Below are 18,539 nucleotides of genomic sequence, written 5' to 3' on the forward strand. Positions count from 1 at the left end.
TCGATCATCGATTCGAGACACTCGGCAAACACCCGGATCGGTTTGTCCCACATGAGCGCCATCGGCTCCTGCCGCCACGCGTTACAGCTCGCGGCGTTTTGTCTCGCACTTCTCCCGACACTGGCGCACGCCGACGATCTGGCTCCGATTCGCGTTCACCTTGAACAACGGGAGGAGAGAATCGACTACGCCGCAGTAAAAATGACCGTCGATTCGCTGACCGACCCAGCAACGGACCATTTGTCCGTCAATCGCCAGATCTCGCATTGGGAGCGCATGGTGCGAGCCAACGTTTCTGGCGACGCCGACGAGTGGAACACCTTCGCGGCGCTCATCAAGACGCTCTACGAGCCAGGTCCATGGAACGACAACAAGCCGTTTACGTACGACCTGGACGATCCAATGGGAGCGAACCCCGCGAACAAGCGGCTGTCCACGTACCTGGAAACCAGGAAGGGCAATTGCGTTTCCATGCCGATGTTCGTCTTGATCCTTGGGCAGAGGCTCGGTTTGCCGGTCACGCTCGCGAAGGCGCCGAAGCACTTTCTCGTGAAGTTCGGTGACGCCAGGCAAAACGCTTGGGTCAACTTCGAGGCCACGGCCGGCGGATTCAAAACGGACAGCAGCTACGAACGCGAGACTGGCATGACGGAGATCGCCGTTGCCAATCAGCTCTACCTCCGTCCGCTGAGGCCGCGCGAGAATGTCGTCGCCATCGCCAGCACGCTTGCAGAGGACTACTACAGGCGCAGGGACGGCGACGCGCTCATGGCGCTTGCCGACTTGGTGCTTGCCGAGAATCCGCGGAATCACAAGGCCATGCTCTGGAAGGGCACTGCCTATGCCTTCCAGATCGACGAGCGGATCAAGAAGCCCTACCCCAATATCTCCGACATCCCCATCCATTTGGTGGCGGAGTATCAACGCCTTGGCCGTTCGAACAACGAATGGTTCGAAAAGGCCGAGCAGTTGGGCTGGAAGGAGCAAACGCCAGAGCAAGAGGCCCAATACCTCCGGGCCATCGAACGTGAGAAAGCAAAGCGAGCGGCGCGGTAGCTCTTACGCCTTCAATGCCAACAGTCGATGACGATGTCCTTGTCGACCTCGAGCGTCACCCCATTTTCGATCGCCCATGGCTTGCATCGCTCCAGCAGATCGAAGGCGACGCGCGACGAATCCGGGTGAATGCAGACAATGAATTTCGTGTTGTCCACTGTGGCAACGCCGCTCTCGGCAACGAACTCCTGCGATTTCGTGAACCCGAAGTAGCGCTCGATTTTCAGCATCAAGCGCTCCAGCGATCGCACGTCGTCCTGCAACGGCGATGCGATGATGATCCTGAGGTCCGACCCGCCGCCCTTCTTGACGACCTGGATGTCCACCACCTCCAGGTTCGGTATCGGATGCTGGTCATCAAGGTCGAACATGCGCGTCGAGTCGAACGATATGGAAAGGGAAACAGCGAGGCGCAAGAGAAATGAGCTGCTTAGTGGGGCGGCGCGACGCCATTCGTCTCAACTTCGAGTACCACGTCGTTCTCGATCGTCCACGGCTTGCATCGCTCGAGCAATTCAAAGGCAACCGGCGAAGAATCCGGATGGATGTAGACGATGATTTTCGTGTTATCGATCGTCGACAATCCACTCTGCGCGCAAAACTCCGCGGATTTTGCGAATCCGAGGTACCGCTCGATCTTCTTCATGAGGCGTTCGAGGGAGCGAGTGTCATCCTGCAAGGGGGAAGCAATGATGATGATCAAGTCCGAGCCCCCGCCCTTCTTGACCACGTTGATGTCGACGACATCCAGGTCGGGGATGGGATGATCCTCATCTCGACGAAAGAAGTCGTCGGTTGGTGTCGAACTTGCCATCAGCAATGGTCCATTTGGACGCAGGTAATCGAACCTGCCATTTCGCCCAACGCGTCTTGGTACTTTTTGACCGTGTCCGAGGCGTTTTGCCGCGGCGATAGCACCTCCGTGACATCCACTTTTCCGTCCGTCCGAACGACTGCAACATCCGGCCGCACGGAGGCAGTTATTGTGCCTCCCGTGATGGTGGTCAGTGTCTGGTTCATGTGGACACTGCCCGCGTCGTTTCGTTCCGCATTCTCGTTGGCGACGCGCTGACTCGTTGGGGCGTGCGTCGTTTCCTTGCCGCCCGACCTGGTCACTTGCGGATTGCCGTAAACGGGCGCGACACCGAACGTGATCGCCCTGCCAAGTCCAACTGCGCGACCCGCCGGTAACGCACCGGAGAAGCCTTCGAAAGCATCGCCGGCCGACGTCGAGTACGTGGCACCGCCAGGCGCCGGCGCATTGGCATGCCCCGACGTGAGCATCCAGCCGATGCCCATGACGATCGGGATCGCGATGGGCAGTCGCCCATCCGGATCGACGTATCGATGGGGATTGTTGGCCGCGTAGGCGTAGCGGTTGAAGTTGCTGCCGCTCTGCGCATCCGGCGGCGCCGGGTCGACACTGACGAAGCGCGCATTCGCCGGGGCCGTCGTGGCAACCATGCCGACGGCCAGAACGAGCGCGGTCGCTCGCTGACAGAACTTGCGAATGAAGTTCACGTGCCGCTCCCTGACCCTTGGCCGGAGCGGGCACGCTATCTAGCGCTGTGATGTCGGTAATAGCGGAACGGTCGCTGCAATTCGCGGACCGTCGCGCTCAGAACGACGAGAATCTACGCCGTGGCAGGCAGATTCCTACCAAGGGCAATCAGCCCGCGTCGAGCTCCATCCACCGCGCATAGGCCACATCGAGCGCAGCCTGCGCTTCAGCGAGCTTCGTGTTGTGCGCGACGATCGCCGCGCTGTCGCGCTGATAGAACGCGGGGTCGTGCATGGCGTCGGTGAGCGTGGTGACTTCGGATTCGAGTTGCTCGATGCGCGCAGGGAGCGTCTCGAGTTCCTTCTGCTCCTTGTAGGACATGCGGCGCTTGGCGGGTTGCGCGGGTGTTTCGGCCTTTGAAGTCGACGGCTGCACGGCCTTCGCGGCCTGCGGCGCGGCTGGCGCAATCGCCGCCTGCGGCCGCTGCCGCAGCCAATCGCTGTAACCACCGACGTACTCGCCCACGCGACCGTCGCCTTCCATCACCAGCGTCGAAGTCACGACGTGGTCGAGGAAGTCGCGGTCATGGCTCACCATCAGCAGCGTGCCGGGATATTCGGCGAGCAACTCTTCCAGCAGTTCGAGCGTCTCGACGTCGAGGTCGTTGGTGGGTTCGTCCATCACCAGCAGGTTCGACGGTTGCGCGAACAGGCGCGCGAGCAGCAAGCGGTTGCGCTCGCCGCCGGAAAGGCGCGTGATCGGCGCGCGCGCGCGTTCGGGCGTGAACAGGAAGTCCTGCAAATAGCCGAGCACGTGCTTGCGCTTGCCGCCGATCTCGACGAAGTCCTGGCCGCCGGAGACGTTCTCCATCGCGTTCCAGTCTTCGCGCAGGCTCGCGCGTTGCTGGTCGAAGTACGCGATGTCCAGGCCGGTGCCGGGTTTCATCGTGCCCGATTGCGGTGCGAGTTCGCCGAGCAGCAGCTTGAGCAGCGTGGTCTTGCCGCTGCCGTTGGGCCCGATGAGGCCGACGCGATCGCCGCGCAGGATGGTCGTGGTGAAATCGCGAACCAGCACGCGATCGCCGTACGCGAAGTTCACGTCGCGCGCTTCGATCACCTTCTTGCCGGACGACTCGCCCTGCGCGACTTCCATGCGCACGCGGCCCATCTGTTCGCGCCGCGCGCCGCGTTCGACGCGCATCGCTTCGAGTCGCCGCACCCGGCCTTCGTCGCGCGTGCGCCGCGCCTTGATGCCCTGACGGATCCAGGCTTCTTCCTGCGCGAGCAGCTTGTCGAAACGCGCGGTCTCCTGCGCCTCGGCATTCGCGCGCTCCTCGCGGCGGCGCAGGTAGTTGTCGAAGTCGCCGGGCCAGCTCGTGACGCGGCCGCGGTCGATCTCGACGATGCGCGTGGCGAGCGAACGCAGGAAGCGACGATCGTGGGTGACGAAGACGAGCGCGCCGTTCCAGGACTTGAGGAACTGTTCAAGCCAGTCGATGGATTCGATGTCGAGATGGTTGGTCGGTTCGTCGAGCAGCAGCAGATCGGGTTGCGAGACGAGCGCGCGGGCGAGCAGCACGCGGCGCTTCATGCCGCCGGACAGGCGCGCGAACGCGGCATCGCCGTCGAGCGAGAGGCGGGTCAGCGTTTCCTCGACGCGCCGGTCGAGCGACCACGCATGCGCGGCTTCGACGCGCGCATGGATCGCGGCCAGCGCGCGCTGGTCGACGACTTCTGCGTGGCTGATGTGGTGGAACTCGGCGAGCAGTGCGCCCGCTTCGCCCAGGCCTGCGGACACGACATCGAACACGGTGCCGACCGCATCGCCGGGCACTTCTTGTTCCAACCGTGCGACGCGGCGGCCGCCTTCCAGGCGCACCTCACCATCGTCGGGCTTGAGGTCGCCGGAGAGCAGCTTGAGCAGCGTCGACTTGCCCGCGCCGTTGCGCCCGATCAGCGCGATGCGCTCGTTGGGTTCGATGGACAGGTCGACGTGGTCGAGGAGGAGCGGGCCGCCGACGCTGTAGTCGACGTTCTGGAGGGCGATCAGGGGCATCGCGACATTGTAAGCGGCGGATCAGGAGCTGCAGCTCAGCATCGAGCAACCGGCTTTCGTCTTCGCCCACTCCGGTCGCTTCGCCGCGAACCGCTCGCGGCCGGGCTGTTCGTCGTACGGCCGGCGCATCACGTCGAGCAATTCGATCACGCGGCTTTCGTCCCCCTGCTCCGCCAGGTCGATCGCTTCCTGCGCGAGGTAGTTGCGCAGGACGTATTTCGGGTTCGCGGCGTCCATGCGCGCGCGGCGTTCCTCCGCCGGGCGCGCGTCCTCGCGCAGGCGCTCGCTGTACCACTGGAGCCAGTCGGCGAAGCCCGGCAACGTCTGCGCGCGTTTCTCTTCGTCGTAGAAGGCGTGTCCGAACAGCACGTCGATCTGCGCGACGACAGGCGCCTGTGCATCGAACTTCGACAACGCGCGGAAGAACAGCGTCATGTCCACTTCGCCGATCTGCAGCAACGCGTTGAGCGTCTGCATCGCCTCGACGTCGGCGTCGCGCGCCTCGAGCAGGCCGAGCTTGGCCGCGACGTTGTCGCGATCGGCTTCGACGAAGCGATCCATGTAGCGCTGCAGGCCTTCCTCGAGCGGCAGCACATCGTTGAACAGGAGCGAGAGCGCGTGCGCCAGGCGCGTGAGGTTCCAGTACGCGATCTTCGGCTGCCAGCCGAAGCGGTAGCGGCGACCGCCGGCGTCGGTGGTGTTGGGTGTCCAGTCCGGATCGAAGGCGTCGATCCAGCCGTAAGGGCCGTAGTCGATGGTGAGCCCGAGGATCGACAGGTTGTCGGTGTTCATCACGCCGTGCACGAATCCCACGCGCATCCAGTGCGCCATCAGCACCGCGGTGCGTTCGGCGATCGTCGCGAACCAGTCGCCGTACAACGACTCCCCTTCGCCCTGCAGCTCCGGGAAGTCGCGCGCGATGCAGAAGTCCGCGAGCTTGCGCAGGCCGTCGGCGTCGTTGCGCGAATACGGCAGTTCGAAGTTGCCGAACCGGATGAACGACGGCGACACGCGGCACACGATCGCGCCGGGCTCTTCCTTCGGATGGCCGTCGTAAAACATGTCGCGCACGACGGGCTCGCCGGTCGCGACCAGGCTCAGCGCGCGCGTGGTCGGCACGCCGAGGTGGTGCATCGCTTCGGAACACAGGAACTCGCGGATCGACGAACGCATCACCGCGCGGCCGTCGGCGCTGCGCGAATACGGCGTCGGGCCTGCGCCTTTCAGTTGCAATTCCCAACGCTGCCCTTGCGCGTCGAGCGTTTCGCCGAGCGTGATCGCGCGGCCGTCGCCGAGTTGCCCGGCCCAGTGGCCGAACTGGTGGCCACCATAGTTCGCGGCGAACGGATCCATGCCGGGCAACAGCGCGTTGCCGCCGAACACCTGCGCGAACGCGGGAGAACGCACATCCGCTTCGCTGAATCCGAGGATGTCCGCCATCTCGCGCGAATACGCGACCAGGCGCGGCGCGGCGACCGGCGTGGGTTGCACGCGCGACCACGCCGCCTCGACCTGGCGGATGCCGGGCCCGGTCTCGGGATCGCCCGGCAGCTGCGCGAGGAATCGATTGTCGAACCGCAGGTTGTCGAAGCGCCGTTCGTCCATCGCGCCATTGTGCGCGAGACGGCGCGTGCGCGGCGTCAGAACGGCCGCGGCAGCCCCAGGAACGGCGCCGCGAGCCACCAAAGCCCGACGATCACCGCGCCCCACAACAGGACCTTGAACAACACGCCCACCACCTTGAAGGCCACCCAGATGCAGATGATCAGAAGCAGGATGCCGACCCAGGTCATGCGCGCTTTCGTGTGGTTGCGGGAGTGCCGTCGAGCTTAGCAGGTGGTTCCCATCCGAAGATGCTGCGTCCGCCGTAGTCGTGCGAGTGGCGGCGCTCCCCGGCGATGAAGTCCTCGACCGACGGGCCGGTCGCGGTGCGTTCGAGCGCGCGGGCCTGCGCATCGAGGCGGCGCAGCGCACCGAGTTCGTCCTCGCGCCCGAGCTTCGCGTTGCGCACGGCCGACTTCAGCACGCCGATGGTGTGGTCGTAGACCTTCGTCGGCACTGGGAACGGGTGGCGATCCTTGCCGCCGTGCGCGAGTGAGAAGCGCGCCGGATCGGTGAAGCGACACGGCGTGCCATGCAGCACTTCGGCGACCATTGCGAGTGCGCGAACGGTGCGTGCGCCGACGCCGGGCACCTGCAGCAGGTGTTCGAAATCCTTCGGGCCGTTCTCTTCGGCGGCGGCGAGCGCGCCGTGCAGGCGACGCGTGACGATGTTTTCGCTGCGCACGTCGTGGTGGTCGGGCATCGCGAGGTGCGGGAGGAGTTCGCCCTGCGCGGGTGTCGGCGCGCTTGCGCGGGTCGGCTCGGGTTGCTTGGTGCGCGCCTCTTCGTCGCGATACAGGCGTGCGTACTCGCTGGCGATCCTCGAAGCGCCGAGGTCCTGCAACATCGCGATCTGCGCATCGCGCGAGCCAGCGGCGCGACGATCGGCGAGATTCACGATGCGCCCCTGCCCCGGCCCGTCGATCGCGCTATGCGGCGCATCGACGAAACTCGTGAGGCCTTCCGACAACCAGTGGTAGCGGCGCGCCTGCCCGAGTTCGCCCTGCATGCCCTGCTGCACGACGGTCCACTTGCCGTCGTCGGCGACGATGAAGCCGTGCAGGTAGAGGTCGAACCCATCCTGCACCGCGGCGCTGTCGACTTTCGCGACGAGCCTCGACGCTTGCGCGAGCGCACCGCCATCGAACCCCACGCGTTCGCCGATCGCGTGCAGCTCCGCCGGCGTCGCGCGCGAATGCTTGCCGCGTCCGCCGCACACGTGCAGGCCGAGTTCGCCCGCCAGCGGCGTGAGCCCGCGCTTCAACGCACCGATGACGCTGGTGGTGATGCCGGAGGAATGCCAGTCCATGCCCATCACCGCGCCAAAGGACTGGAACCAGAACGGATGCGCCATGCGGCGCAGGAATTCGTCGCGACCGTATTCGTGCACGATCGCCTGCGTCATCACCGTGCCGAGCGCGGTCATGCGCGAGGCGAGCCATTGCGGGACGCGACCGCCGTGCAGCGGCAGATCGGCGGAGCCGCCGCGGCGCGTCATTCGTCGTCCATCGGCGGCCGCACGCGGAACGCCAGGCTGATGCGCGGACCGACTGCGTGCCTGGTCTTCGGGATGCCGTGGTCGTGCGAGTACTGCATCGCGTGGCTCATCGTCAGCAGGCTGCCGGATTCCAGGTCGATGCGGACGACGCGACGCGGCGGCTGCTTCTCGCGGATCTCCATGCGACGCGCATCGCCGAGCGAGAGCAGCACGATCGGATGGCCCGCGATCAGCGTCGCGAGCTTGTCGTTGTGCGGGGCGACGCTGTCGTTGCCGTCGCGGTAGAAGTTGCAGCCCACGTGCGTGAACGGCACGCCGGTGTGCGCGCGGATCGCTTCGCATGCAGCGGCAAGCGCAGGTGGCATCGCTTCGACGTCATTGACCGTGTAGCCGGACGTCAGCCGCGGCACGTCGACGACGCGGTCGTACATCGGTCGACTCCACTTGCGCCACTCGACTTCATCGCGCAACGCGGCGAACCACGCATCGGCGCGCGCGGCATCGATGAAGGCGGGGTGGTAGACGCACCCGCCTTCGTGGTCGTCGATGAGCGTGCGCGGCCCTTGGCTGAACAGGTCGGCGGCGAAGGAGACGGCTTGCATGCGCGCATTTTCGCGCGGCGCGTCTCAGGTCGTGCGATGCGGAGCTTGCTCGCGGATGAAGCGCGTGAACGGTTCAGCGTTGCGCGCCCCATGGACGCGCAACGCCTCGAACGTCAGCTGCCGTCGATCAGCCGCCCGCCGCCTTCTTCCGCGCCTCTTCCTTCTCGCGCTCGTCGCGGTCCTTCTGGAACGCGTCGACATGCGCGAGCTGGCGCAGCACCTTCGAGTGCGGATCGAGCGTGAAGCTCTGGTCCGCCGCGATCGGCACGCTACCGCGGCCGTTCGTCATCGCGACGGTCTCGACCTTGTTGCCGACGCGCACGTCGACCGGCATCGGGAACGGCTTGCCGCCGGTCTTCCACTCCAGGTTCAACTGTCCGTTCGCGCGCGTGGCGACCAGTTCCGGCAACGCGGGCTGGTACAGGTACACGTCGAAGAACCACTTGTAGTCCTTGCCGGTGACCTTGTTCACGGCGGCGATGTAGTCCTGCGTGTTCGCGTACAGCGGCTTGAAGTTGCCCGGCGCGGGGTCGGTGCGGCCGTACACGGCAAGGCGCGTCGCATCGAAGAACGCCTGGTCGCCGATCAGCTGGCGCAGCGTGTCCATCACCAGCGAACCCTTGTAGTAGATGTCGTGGCCGGGACCGCGCTCGTCGCTGTAGACGTCTTCTTCGCGCATCGACTTGCCGCTGACGACCGGATGCTTGTTGGCGAGCGTCGCGCGCTGCTTGAACAGGTTCGCGTGGTACTCCATGTCGCCGCGCAGCCACTGCATGTACAGCGGTTGCATGTAGGTGCCGAGACCCTCGTGCAGCCACATGTCGTCCCAGTCCTTGTTGGTCAGCTGGTTGCCGAAGTACTCGTGCGCGAACTCGTGCTGCAGCAGCCAGTCGTAGCCGTACTCGGACTTCTTGTACTCGTTGCCGTAGGCATTGATGGTCTGGTGCTCCATGCCCAGGTGCGGGGTTTCGACCACGCCCATCTTTTCGTCGGCGAACGGATACGGGCCGATGACTTCCTCGAAGAAGTCGAGCATCGGCGTGAATTCGGCGAACAGTTCCTTCGCCTTCGCGCCGCGGTCCTTCAGGTGCCAGAACTGCATCGGGAAGGTGTTGCCGTAACGCGACTTGTAGGTGCCTTCCAGCAGTTCGTACGGACCGATGTTGAGCGAGATCGCGTAGGTGTCGGGGTTCTTCGTGCGCCAGTGGTACGTGCGCCAGCCGTCCTTCTCGTCCATGCCCATCGCGATGCCGTTGCCCGCCGACACGAGCGGCGCGGGCACGGTGACGTGCTGGTCGACCTGCAGCGGCTCGCCCTGCGGATGGTCGATGCACGGCCAGAACAGGTCGCAGCCGTTGCCCTGGATCGCGCTCGCGACCCACGGCTCGCCGGTCGGCGCGGTGGCCCACACGAAACCGCCATCCCATGGCGCGCGCTTGGCGACGTGCGGCTTGCCGTCGTAGACGATGCGCAGCTTCGCGGCGTCGCCCGCGGCGAGCGGCTTGGCGAGCGGCACGGTCATGCGGCCTTCGGGGTTCTTCCAGTTGGTCACCGCTGCGCCGTCGACTTCGACGGAAGCGACCTTGAAGTTGCGATCGAGATCGACGACGAGCGCATCGACCGGCTTCGTCGCGCGGAACGTCAGCGTCGCGTCGCCGTCGAGGTGCTTGTTCGCCGGATCGACCTTGAACTTCAGGTCCGCGAGTTCGAACACGACGGCTTCCTGCTGCGGCGCGCGCGGCAGGCCCGTGTGATAGGTGAACTCGGTGAGCCCGGGCTGGTCGTCCTGTTGCTTCGGCACCGCAGCCTGGTCGGCCGCAAAGGCATTGGAGGTCAGGACGGCGGCCAGGGCGCAGGGCAGCAGGGCGACGCGGAAGGTCATGCTGGGGACTCGGTCGGCGAAAGGATCGCGCGACGATGCCACAGCGGCGGGCCGCGTGGCACCCTGCTTGAAGTCATTGCGGCGCGACGCGGGTCGCGCGTCGAGGGATTCAAACAAGGGCTGGTACTACGGGTCTTCCTTGCTCAATGCGCGAACAAGGCCGCCTGCGAGGCTTCTGCAGCGTCCACGTCGGCCTGCGTGCGCCAGCCGGTGGCGCCCAGCGCGGCGATCATCACGGCACACACCGTTGCACGGGCGGCAATGACGCGCAGCCGGCGGCGCAGTTTCCTGGTCATGATGGCGATCCCCCTGCATTGGAAGCGCAGCCTCGGGGAGCGACCGTCGCAGCGGCGTGAATCCGAGCCGCATCCGCACTACCCTCGCCCCCCATGAGTGGAATACGACGGATGGCGGCCGGGGCGGCCTGCGTTTTCGCGGCCCTCACGACTTCCCTTTGCTGCGGTGCGATGGCCGCGGAACGGCTGGAAGCGCGCGTCCCCACCCGCGCCGATCCCGCGCAGCAGTACGCCCTGTACCTGCCTGATGGCGCATCGCAACGCACGCCGCTGCTGATCGTGCTCGACCCGCGCGGCCGCGGCGAGATGGCGCGCGACCTGGTGCTCGATGGCGCGCGCGCACGCGGCTGGGCGGTCATGTCGTCGTGGCAGAGCCGCAGCGACACGCAGGAAGGCGTCACGCTGCGCGCGCTCGATGCGTTGCTGATCGAAAGCGCGAACGTGCCGCACGATCCGAAGCGCGTGTATCTGACCGGCATGTCGGGCACCGCGAAGACGTTGTGGGTCGTCGCGCCCGTGTTGCGCGGCAAGGTCGCGGGGTTGATCGGCAGCGCGGGTGGACGGCCGCCGGAGTTGCCGCCGCTGGCGTCCGATGCACCGCCCTTCTTCGGCTGGACCGGCACCACCGATTACAACTTCCAGGAAATGCACGCGCTCGACGAAGCGCTCGCGCGAAACGGCACGCCGCATCGACTCGAGGTGTACGACGGGCCGCACGGGTGGCCTGCGTCGCCGGGCTTCGCGAGGCGATCGCGTGGATGGACCTGCAGGCGATGCGTACGGGCGCGTTGCCGCGTGATGCGGCATTCCTCGACGCGTGCGTGGCGACCTGCGAGGCGGATGCGAAGGCGACGGCCGACCCGCTCGATCGCTGGCGCGTGTTCGACCACTGCGCGCGCGACCTCGACGGACTGCGTGACGTCGCGGCGTTCCGCAAGGACGCCGATGCGCTCGACCGCTCGCCCGAAGTGCGTCGGTTGCGTACGCTCGAAGCAAGGTTGCGCGACGAGGAAGCGCGCCATCGCAAGCGATTAGATGCGTGGCGCGAGCGATTCAATGCGCGTTACACCGAGGGGCGCGAACAACCACCGCCGTCGCATGCGACGACACTGCGCGAGTTGCGCATCGCATCGCTGCGCAAACGCGCGTCGGATACGGATCCACGCGTGGCGTGGTCCGCGCGCCGGCAACTCGCGTGGGTTCACGCGGGGGCGGCGTCGTATTTGCCGCCTGCCTTTGCAGCGCGCGGAGATACCGCGCGCGTCGAAGCGCTGCGCGCGCTGGCCGACGCGACCACCCCGCCCTGAGGAAAAGCAAAAACAGGGGTCAGAAAAACAGGGGTCAGAGCACCATTTCGGCCGAAATGGTGCTCTGACCCCTGTTTTTCTGACCCCTGTTTTTGCCCCTGTTTTTGCTCCTAGCGCTTCGTCGTGATCGCGCGGCGCAGGTTGGTGCGCGCCCGCGCGTCCAGGCGGCCCTGGAAGAAGTCGCTGAGGTAGATGCGTTCGCGGGACAGCAGCCCTTTCAGGAACCGCTTGCGATTGATCGCGAACAACCATCCCGGCACGACGCCGCGATACTCCGCCGCGATGCCGCGATCGTAGGCATCGAACACCGCCGTCTCCGCGCCGAGGATCGCCATGTCGCAATCGAGGAACAGGCGCGTTTCTTCATCGGGCACATCCTCGGGCGAAAGCGTGCCGTGTTTCGCGGTGAGTTCGATCAGCGTCGCCACGCGATCGGCGTCGACGCCGGCCATCGGCCATTGCGCAAGCTGTTCGCGCGCGAGCGCCGCCGAACGCGCTTCGTTGTCCTTCGCCCCCGCCACGTAGATCGCATCGTGGTACAGCACCGCGAACGCGACGTCGTGCGGATGCGTCCACCCCGGCCCCTGCGCGACGTCCGCGAAATGCCGCAGCACTTCGCCCACGTGGTGCAGGTCGTGGTAAGCGCGCGGCGGCGTGGCGTACGCGACGGCGATCGCCTCGCATTGTGCGGGTGGCAGGTCGAACGGCAGGTTGGCGAAGGGGTCGCTCATCGCGATGCACGATGCCAGCGCAGCACGGGGTCCGGCAACCAGGGCGCGAGGTCGATGTCCAAGGCGTCGAACGCGCCCAAGGCATCGCGCACGCTGCGCTGGGCCGGTGTCGCACCGAGGCCGCTCGGGCGCGGTGTGTCGAGGTCGTCGACGCTTAGCGCACTCGTCCAGTCGAACAACAGGTCGGCGCGTTTCGCCAACACCTCACGCAGCCACGGCCGCAGCGGCGCATGCACGCGATAACCCTCCGCTTCGAGCTCGCGCGCCGCCTGCGCAAGCGCGTCGTACGCGCCGCGATACCACTCGCGCGCGCCGCCCGCGTCGTCGCGCATCGTCAGCGGACGCGGCGCGTTGTGGTCTTCCAGCGCGCGGCGATAGCGCAACTCGAGCTTGCGCGCGTCGGGCACCGACTCGGTTTCGATCGCGAACGCGCGATCGAGGTCGAACTGTTCGTACCAGCGCGGATGCAACTGCTGCAGTCGCACCAGCGGATCGCGCGAGAACCCGAGCTTCAGCAGGTCCTCGACGACGACCGGCAGCACGTACAAGTGGCAGCGCCCACGACTCTGCGTGGGACCGGCGGGATCGCGGCGATCGACGGGCATGGCGCGATGCTCGCGCAGGCGGGATCGACGCGGCGTCAGCGCGTCCAGCGGTTCCGCCGGCGGTTCATCAGCGCGTCGCTTCCGCGCGACGCCGGAGGAATTCGGCTTCGCGTTCGTTGCGCGCGAGCGTGGCCGCACGTTCGAATTCCGCGCGCGCCTCGTCGAGGCGGCCGAGCTTTTCGAGCAAATCGCCGCGCACGCTCGGCAGCAGGTGGTACTCGCGCAGTTCGCGCGCGTCGACGAGCGCGTCGACGAGGTCGAGTCCCGCCTGCGGGCCGTAGGCCATCGCGAACGCGACCGCGCGATTGAGTTCGACCACCGGCGAGCCCATCACGCGCGCAAGCACGTCGTACAACGCGGCGATGCGCGGCCAGTCGGTGTCGGCCGCGGTCGGCGCGCGCGCGTGGCACGCCGCGATCGCCGCCTGCAGCGCGTACGGGCCTTCCGCGCCGCGCAGCTGTTCGGCGTGGCGCAAAGACGCGAGGCCGCGCTGGATATACAGGTGATCCCAACGCGTGCGGTCCTGTTCGAGCAGGAGGATCGGCGTGCCGTCCGCGCGCGTGCGCGCGCCGAGGCGCGAAGCCTGCAGTTCCATCAGCGCGAGCAGGCCGTGCACTTCCGGTTCCAGCGGCGCGAGCGCGACGAGGATGCGGCCCAGGCGCAGCGCTTCGTCGCACAACGCCGGGCGCATCCAGTCGCCGCCGCTGGTCGCCGCGTAGCCTTCGTTGAAGATCAGGTAGACCACGCCGAGGACCGTGGCGAGGCGCTCGGGCAATTCGTCGCGGCCCGGCGTTTCGAACGGCACGTTCGCTTCGCTCAGCGTGCGCTTGGCCCGCACGATGCGTTGCGCGATCGTCGGCTCAGGCACGAGGCAGGCGCGCGCGATCTCATCCGTCGTCAGGCCGCCGAGCAGGCGCAGCGTGAGCGCGACCTGCGCATCGACCGACAACACGGGATGGCACGCGGTGAACACCAGGCGCAACACGTCGTCGCCGATGACGTCGTCGGCCGCGGTTTCGGGATCGGCCGCCAGTTCCGCGGGTCGCCAATCGTCGTCGTGGTCGATGTCGTGCTGCCTGCTCGCATGCAACGCGTGCTGGCGCAGGCGATCGATCGCGCGCCGCTTGGCGGTGGCCACCAACCACGCGCCGGGCTTGTCGGGCACGCCGTCCTTCGCCCAGTGCTCGACGGCCGCGAGGAACGCATCCTGCGCGAGCTCTTCCGCCAGGCCGACGTCGCGCACCATGCGCGCGAGGCCCGCGATCAGTTTGGTGGATTCGATCCGCCACACCGCATCGATGGTGCGGCGGACGTGTGCGTCGGTGGTCGCCATGGGCGGCGATGACAACACCGCCGCCGCGCGATGGCAACCCGCTCCGCTTACCAGCAGCCCTGCGTGGCGGGCGTCTTGCGCGCGGTGTGGTTGAGGGACAGCGTCCCGCAGGTGTCCTTGGCCTGGCCGCCGATCGGCACCGCTTCCAGCGTGTACGTCGTTGCGGTCGGTTCGCCGGCGGCTGGGCGGATCGTGTAGTACGGCGTGACGTCCGATGAACACGCGGGGATCGCGGCGCCGAGATACGTCATCGTCGTCGTGTAATGCCGCTCCATCGCCTGCGCCTGTTGCGTGAGGCAACCGGTCGCCGCCGCGCGCCGCGTCTTGCGCGTCGCGAAGTCGTAACCGGCGAGCGCCAGCGAGGCGAGGATCGCGACGATCCCCACCGTGATCATCAGTTCGAGCAGCGTGAATCCGAATACTTTGCGCATTGGGTCAGTCCTGCAGGATTTCGCGCCACATCACGCGGCGCGGATTGCCGCCGGGCGCGTTGGTCTGGAGGCTCCCGCGCTTGCCGTCGGTCATGCCGTAGAAGAAGCGGTTGCCGACGAACACACCTTCGGTCGGGCTGCCGCCGCCGGTGCTCACCGAACCCGCACCCACCTTCACGGTCGTGCCGTCGGGCAAGGTGGCGGTGATCGTGTCGTCGTCGTTGAAGCTGCCCTCGCCCGTCTTGTCGAAGAACGGTTGGGGCATCGCGGTGCCGGTGAAGGCCTGGATCGCGTTGATGTAGCCCGTGCCGCCGGCGTCGCACGACAGCGCGGTCGGCGGCACCATCGTCGACGTCACCACCGCCCCGCCGCGCATCTGCGGACGCACGACCATGCGTTCGCCGGCGGTCGGGTTGTCCCAATCGAGGAACCAGCCCTTCTTGCCTGCCGGCAACGGCGCGGTGCGCTCGAACACGCGATACGTGAGGCCGTTGTAATCCTCGGTGGCCGCGATGTCGCGCGACTGCAGGTCGGCTTCGGTGAGCGTCGCGTTCTCGTCGATGATCCCGTAGAGCGTCTGGATCGTCATGTCGCTCGCATCGCCCAGCGTCATGTAGCTGCCGGTGCCGAAGTACACCCACGGCTTGTTGTCCATCGGATTGCGCGCGATCGCCAGGCCCGAGGTGATCGGCTGGCCGGTGCGCGTGCGATACAGCGGCTGGCCGCCCGCGCCGAGCACCCAGCTCGCCCGCGTGTCGCCGGCGAGGTCGAACTTCCACAGGTTGCCGTGGCGATCGCCCGCGTAGACGTAATCGACCGTGCCGTTGTTGTCGACGTCGCGGCCGCGCGGATCGAACAGCGCGTTGTCGGCGCCCACGCCCGTGTCGATCTTCTTGAGCAACTCGCCGGTCAGCACGTCGATCACGAACAGCACCGCGTTCCCGTTCGTGCTGTTGATGCCGTTGGGCACGAGCACCGCCCGCGTGCGCGCGGCGTCATTGAGCGTGACGATCAGCGGCTCGCCGATCACGTGGCCCATGTCGCCGTTGTCGTCGCGCAGTTCCCACAGCGCGTTGCTCGCGCCGAATCCCGACGGGGACGTGACATCGAGGCCGAACACGCCCTTGCCGCCGCGACCGAGCGCGCCGACCAGCAGGTTGCGGCCGGGCGTCTGCGACAGGCTCGACACGACGATCGGGCCGTCGACGAAATGCTTGTGCGAATACTGCGGATCGCTGAGCGTCGACAGTGCCGCGAAATCCAGCCCCGCGGGCACGAAGGCGAACAGTTCCGCGCCGGTCAGCGAGTTGAACGCGTGCAGCATGCCGTCGTTGGCGCCGACGAACAGCGTGCGCGTGTCGCTCAAATACGCGGGCGACGAGTTGACGATGTCGCCCAGCAGCGACTCGCGGTTGCGCAGCGTGCCGCCGATGCGGCGTTCCTGGCCCCAGTCGCCCTTGATGTAGTTCGCGTTGGTCGCGCCGTCGATCGGCGCGATGCCATTGGTGCGAGTCAGTGCGCCGACCTGCCCCGCGGTCGGAAACGTCGCGCCCGCGGTGCCCGTCCACGTGAACACCTTGCGGCCGGCGTAGGCGATCTGCGGCGAGGCGCGCCACGCCGGCTCCGGCGCCAAGCCTGCCTCGGAGGCGTCGTACGCCGCGAGTTCGCCGACCCATTGGCCCGACACGTACGTCGCCTGGTACACGCGCGAGTCGGTGGAGAACGACGTCGAGTTCGCGGTGACGTTCGACGCCGAGCCCAGGCGCGCGGCGACGGTCTTGAGCGCGTCGACCATCGCCTGCGCGAACTCGTTCGGGTCCTTCGCCGCGACGAAGTCGCCGCGTCCGTTGACCGCCGCGTGCCACAGATCGTCGATGCGATCGGCGTCTTCGTTATCGGTCGGATCGCCCCAGCGCTTGGAGCCGTTGGTGATCGAGACCAGGTCGACGTTCGGATTGAGCCTGCCCTGCAGGCCGATCGACACGCCGAAGGTCACCATGTGCTGCCAGAACGCCGGATCGTTCAGCGATGTCGGCACGTTGTTCTCGAGCGTCGAAACCAGGTCGCGTTTCCAGTAATGCATCGCCACGTCGGCGAGCGTGTTGCCGCGCGTGTCGTTGCGTCCGGAGAAGTTGTCGATGTAGGGCCGCTCGGGCGCGTACGTGTAGCTCGCATCGCTCGGGCCGAGGATGGTCGGGCCTGCTTCGTTGTCCGCATCGCCGACCGGGTTGCCGTAGCCGCTGTTGTCGTTCCAGTAGCCGTCGGTGGTCAGGATCGCGAAGTTCTGGCGGCAGCTGAGCTGGTCGTCGCCGGTCAGCGGGCCCCAGGGACCGGTCGCCGATGCGTCGCTGAAGTATTCGCCCGCGCGTTGCAGCGCGCCCTTCAGCGGCGTGCCGCTGTTGCCGTTCGCCGCGTGCAGGTGGCTGAACCAGTCGGTGCGGTTCTGGCCGCTGAACACGCCGTTGTCGTTGCCGACGGGGATGTTGTACGGGTTGCGGTTCCAGATCGAGTCGTAGCCCACGCGCAGCGTGCTGCCCGCGAGACGGCTGAACGCTTCGCTCGCGCCCGCCTTGGCGAGCTTGATGCGCGTGCGGTGGTAGGAATACCAGGTCGCGTAGTTGACGAGTTCGGCCGACAACGAGCGGCTGGTGAGCACGTTGTTCGCATCGAGGAATTCGGGCCGCGCCGACGTGCAGTTGATCCAGTCGTTGGCGCCGCTGCCGCCGCCGCAGCGATTGGTCGTGCCGAGCGATGCGGTCACCTGCACGTTGCGGAACGAGGAGTTGGCGTACATCGCCACGTACCAGGTGCCCGGCGTCGGGTTGTCGATCGTGCACGACTCGACGTTCGCATCGTTGCGCGAGCGGCAGTCGTAGCGGTTGCCGTTGGTGTCGGGGTGGGCGTTGTAGCGCAGGTAGAGCTGCGCGCCGTCGCCGTCGTTGTTGTTCGCGTTGCCGTTGTCGCCGTGCGTGCCGCCGGCGCTCGAGACCACCAGTTGCGCCGTGCCCGCAGGCACGTTGATCGCCATGGCGCCGGCCATGTTGCCGGTATTGGCATCGGCGGAAGACTGCGGGAAGCCGGCGATGACGTTGGTCGTCGTGCCGACCGTGCCGTACTCGCTGCGGATCATGTCGCCGCCGCCGATCGTGATCTGGTAGCGGTAGTACGACGACGTCGCGCCCATGTTCGTCGCGCCGGCCTTCGGCGCGTAGAACGTGCGCGTGTTGCTGCCGAGGTTGATCGAATCCTGCAGCAGGCTGTCGTGGCTCCACGCGCCGTCGTACGCCGTGCCCGAGGTGTAGCGCGTGTCGTCCGCGCGGATCCACGGTTGGTAGGCGATCGACGGGTTGTAGTACAGCGTGTTGCGCGTGTACGCGTTGAGCGCGATGTTCACCGGGCTCACCGACGGCACTTCGCTCGACGATTCGGCGCCGGGCATGAAGTCCCATTCCATCGACCCCGAGTCGTCGAGGATGAACATCACGTTCGCGGGTGGATACGCGGTGCCGGACTGCAGCGGCACGTCCGGGAAGTTCACCGCGGCGCCGGGCAGCGCGAGGAGCGTCGCGCAGAACGCCAGCGACGTCGCGACCAGACGCGAACGCGCGATGCTGCGGCGGACAGGATGGGAGGCCATGGC

At 66.9% G+C, this 18,539-nt stretch carries 18 protein-coding genes; 3 read left to right on the forward strand and 15 right to left on the reverse strand.

What is annotated here, in order from left to right:
- Nucleotides 1-51 precede the first annotated feature (51 nt).
- A complete protein-coding gene (locus tag LK996_RS01900) occupies nt 52-1,056 on the forward strand; it encodes a transglutaminase-like domain-containing protein (RefSeq protein WP_230525484.1) in 1,005 nt (334 codons plus the stop codon).
- Nucleotides 1,057-1,067: 11 nt separating this feature from the next.
- Here LK996_RS01900 and LK996_RS01905 read toward each other — a convergent pair whose 3' ends face one another.
- The 10 genes from LK996_RS01905 to LK996_RS01950 all read right to left on the reverse strand — a co-directional run bounded on the left by LK996_RS01905 (nt 1,068) and on the right by LK996_RS01950 (nt 10,492).
- Entirely contained in the window at nt 1,068-1,427 is a 360-nt protein-coding gene (locus LK996_RS01905) for a hypothetical protein (RefSeq protein WP_230525485.1), read from the reverse strand.
- 59 nt (nt 1,428-1,486) lie between these two features.
- Nucleotides 1,487-1,870: a hypothetical protein gene (locus LK996_RS01910; protein ID WP_230525486.1), complete on the reverse strand. Its 384-nt coding sequence runs from the start codon at nt 1,868-1,870 to the stop codon at nt 1,487-1,489.
- Nucleotides 1,870-2,577 (reverse strand): RHS repeat-associated core domain-containing protein, encoded by a 708-nt coding sequence (locus tag LK996_RS01915; RefSeq protein ID WP_230525487.1) that lies wholly within the window; start codon nt 2,575-2,577, stop codon nt 1,870-1,872. Before LK996_RS01915 ends, LK996_RS01910 begins: the two co-directional genes overlap by 1 nt.
- Before the next feature lie 148 nt (nt 2,578-2,725).
- A complete protein-coding gene (locus LK996_RS01920) occupies nt 2,726-4,612 on the reverse strand; it encodes an ATP-binding cassette domain-containing protein (RefSeq protein ID WP_230525488.1) in 1,887 nt (628 codons plus the stop codon).
- A gap of 21 nt (nt 4,613-4,633) precedes the next feature.
- Nucleotides 4,634-6,217, reverse strand: a complete 1,584-nt coding sequence (locus tag LK996_RS01925; protein WP_230525489.1) for a protein adenylyltransferase SelO — start codon at nt 6,215-6,217, stop codon at nt 4,634-4,636.
- Between the two features lie 35 nt (nt 6,218-6,252).
- The gene (locus LK996_RS01930) at nt 6,253-6,405 is read right to left on the reverse strand and encodes a hypothetical protein (RefSeq protein WP_230525490.1); all 153 of its coding nucleotides are present in this window, start codon (nt 6,403-6,405) and stop codon (nt 6,253-6,255) included.
- Complete coding sequence (locus LK996_RS01935; RefSeq protein WP_230525491.1) at nt 6,402-7,712, reverse strand: DUF763 domain-containing protein; 1,311 nt, start codon at nt 7,710-7,712, stop codon at nt 6,402-6,404. Before LK996_RS01935 ends, LK996_RS01930 begins: the two co-directional genes overlap by 4 nt.
- On the reverse strand, nt 7,709-8,314 hold the full coding sequence (locus LK996_RS01940; RefSeq protein WP_230525492.1) for an alpha-ketoglutarate-dependent dioxygenase AlkB: 606 nt from the start codon (nt 8,312-8,314) through the stop codon (nt 7,709-7,711). The genes LK996_RS01935 and LK996_RS01940 overlap by 4 nt, the downstream gene beginning before the upstream one ends.
- Before the next feature lie 127 nt (nt 8,315-8,441).
- Complete coding sequence (locus tag LK996_RS01945; protein ID WP_230525493.1) at nt 8,442-10,196, reverse strand: M1 family metallopeptidase; 1,755 nt, start codon at nt 10,194-10,196, stop codon at nt 8,442-8,444.
- Between the two features lie 143 nt (nt 10,197-10,339).
- The gene (locus LK996_RS01950) at nt 10,340-10,492 is read right to left on the reverse strand and encodes a hypothetical protein (protein WP_230525494.1); all 153 of its coding nucleotides are present in this window, start codon (nt 10,490-10,492) and stop codon (nt 10,340-10,342) included.
- A gap of 171 nt (nt 10,493-10,663) precedes the next feature.
- Between LK996_RS01950 and LK996_RS01955 the strand changes: the two genes are divergently transcribed.
- On the forward strand, nt 10,664-11,527 hold the full coding sequence (locus LK996_RS01955; protein ID WP_230525495.1) for a dienelactone hydrolase family protein: 864 nt from the start codon (nt 10,664-10,666) through the stop codon (nt 11,525-11,527).
- On the forward strand, nt 11,491-11,799 hold the full coding sequence (locus LK996_RS01960) for a hypothetical protein (protein WP_230525496.1): 309 nt from the start codon (nt 11,491-11,493) through the stop codon (nt 11,797-11,799). Before LK996_RS01955 ends, LK996_RS01960 begins: the two co-directional genes overlap by 37 nt.
- Nucleotides 11,800-11,909: 110 nt before the next feature.
- Here LK996_RS01960 and LK996_RS01965 read toward each other — a convergent pair whose 3' ends face one another.
- From LK996_RS01965 to LK996_RS01985, 5 genes are all read right to left on the reverse strand, one after another.
- Nucleotides 11,910-12,530, reverse strand: coding sequence for an HD domain-containing protein (locus LK996_RS01965; protein WP_230525497.1), 621 nt, complete (start codon nt 12,528-12,530; stop codon nt 11,910-11,912).
- Nucleotides 12,527-13,135 carry a GIY-YIG nuclease family protein gene (locus LK996_RS01970; RefSeq protein WP_230525498.1) on the reverse strand — a complete coding sequence of 203 codons (609 nt, stop codon included), beginning with the start codon at nt 13,133-13,135 and terminating at the stop codon, nt 12,527-12,529. Before LK996_RS01970 ends, LK996_RS01965 begins: the two co-directional genes overlap by 4 nt.
- 67 nt (nt 13,136-13,202) lie before the next feature.
- Nucleotides 13,203-14,468 carry an RNA polymerase sigma factor gene (locus LK996_RS01975; RefSeq protein WP_230525499.1) on the reverse strand — a complete coding sequence of 422 codons (1,266 nt, stop codon included), beginning with the start codon at nt 14,466-14,468 and terminating at the stop codon, nt 13,203-13,205.
- 47 nt (nt 14,469-14,515) lie between these two features.
- Nucleotides 14,516-14,899, reverse strand: a complete 384-nt coding sequence (locus tag LK996_RS01980; RefSeq protein WP_230525500.1) for a type IV pilin protein — start codon at nt 14,897-14,899, stop codon at nt 14,516-14,518.
- A gap of 4 nt (nt 14,900-14,903) precedes the next feature.
- A complete protein-coding gene (locus LK996_RS01985) occupies nt 14,904-18,536 on the reverse strand; it encodes a PilC/PilY family type IV pilus protein (RefSeq protein WP_230525501.1) in 3,633 nt (1,210 codons plus the stop codon).
- Nucleotides 18,537-18,539: the final 3 nt, after the last annotated feature.

Source organism: Noviluteimonas lactosilytica, from assembly GCF_020866925.1.
Lineage (GTDB): Bacteria > Pseudomonadota > Gammaproteobacteria > Xanthomonadales > Xanthomonadaceae > Noviluteimonas > Noviluteimonas lactosilytica.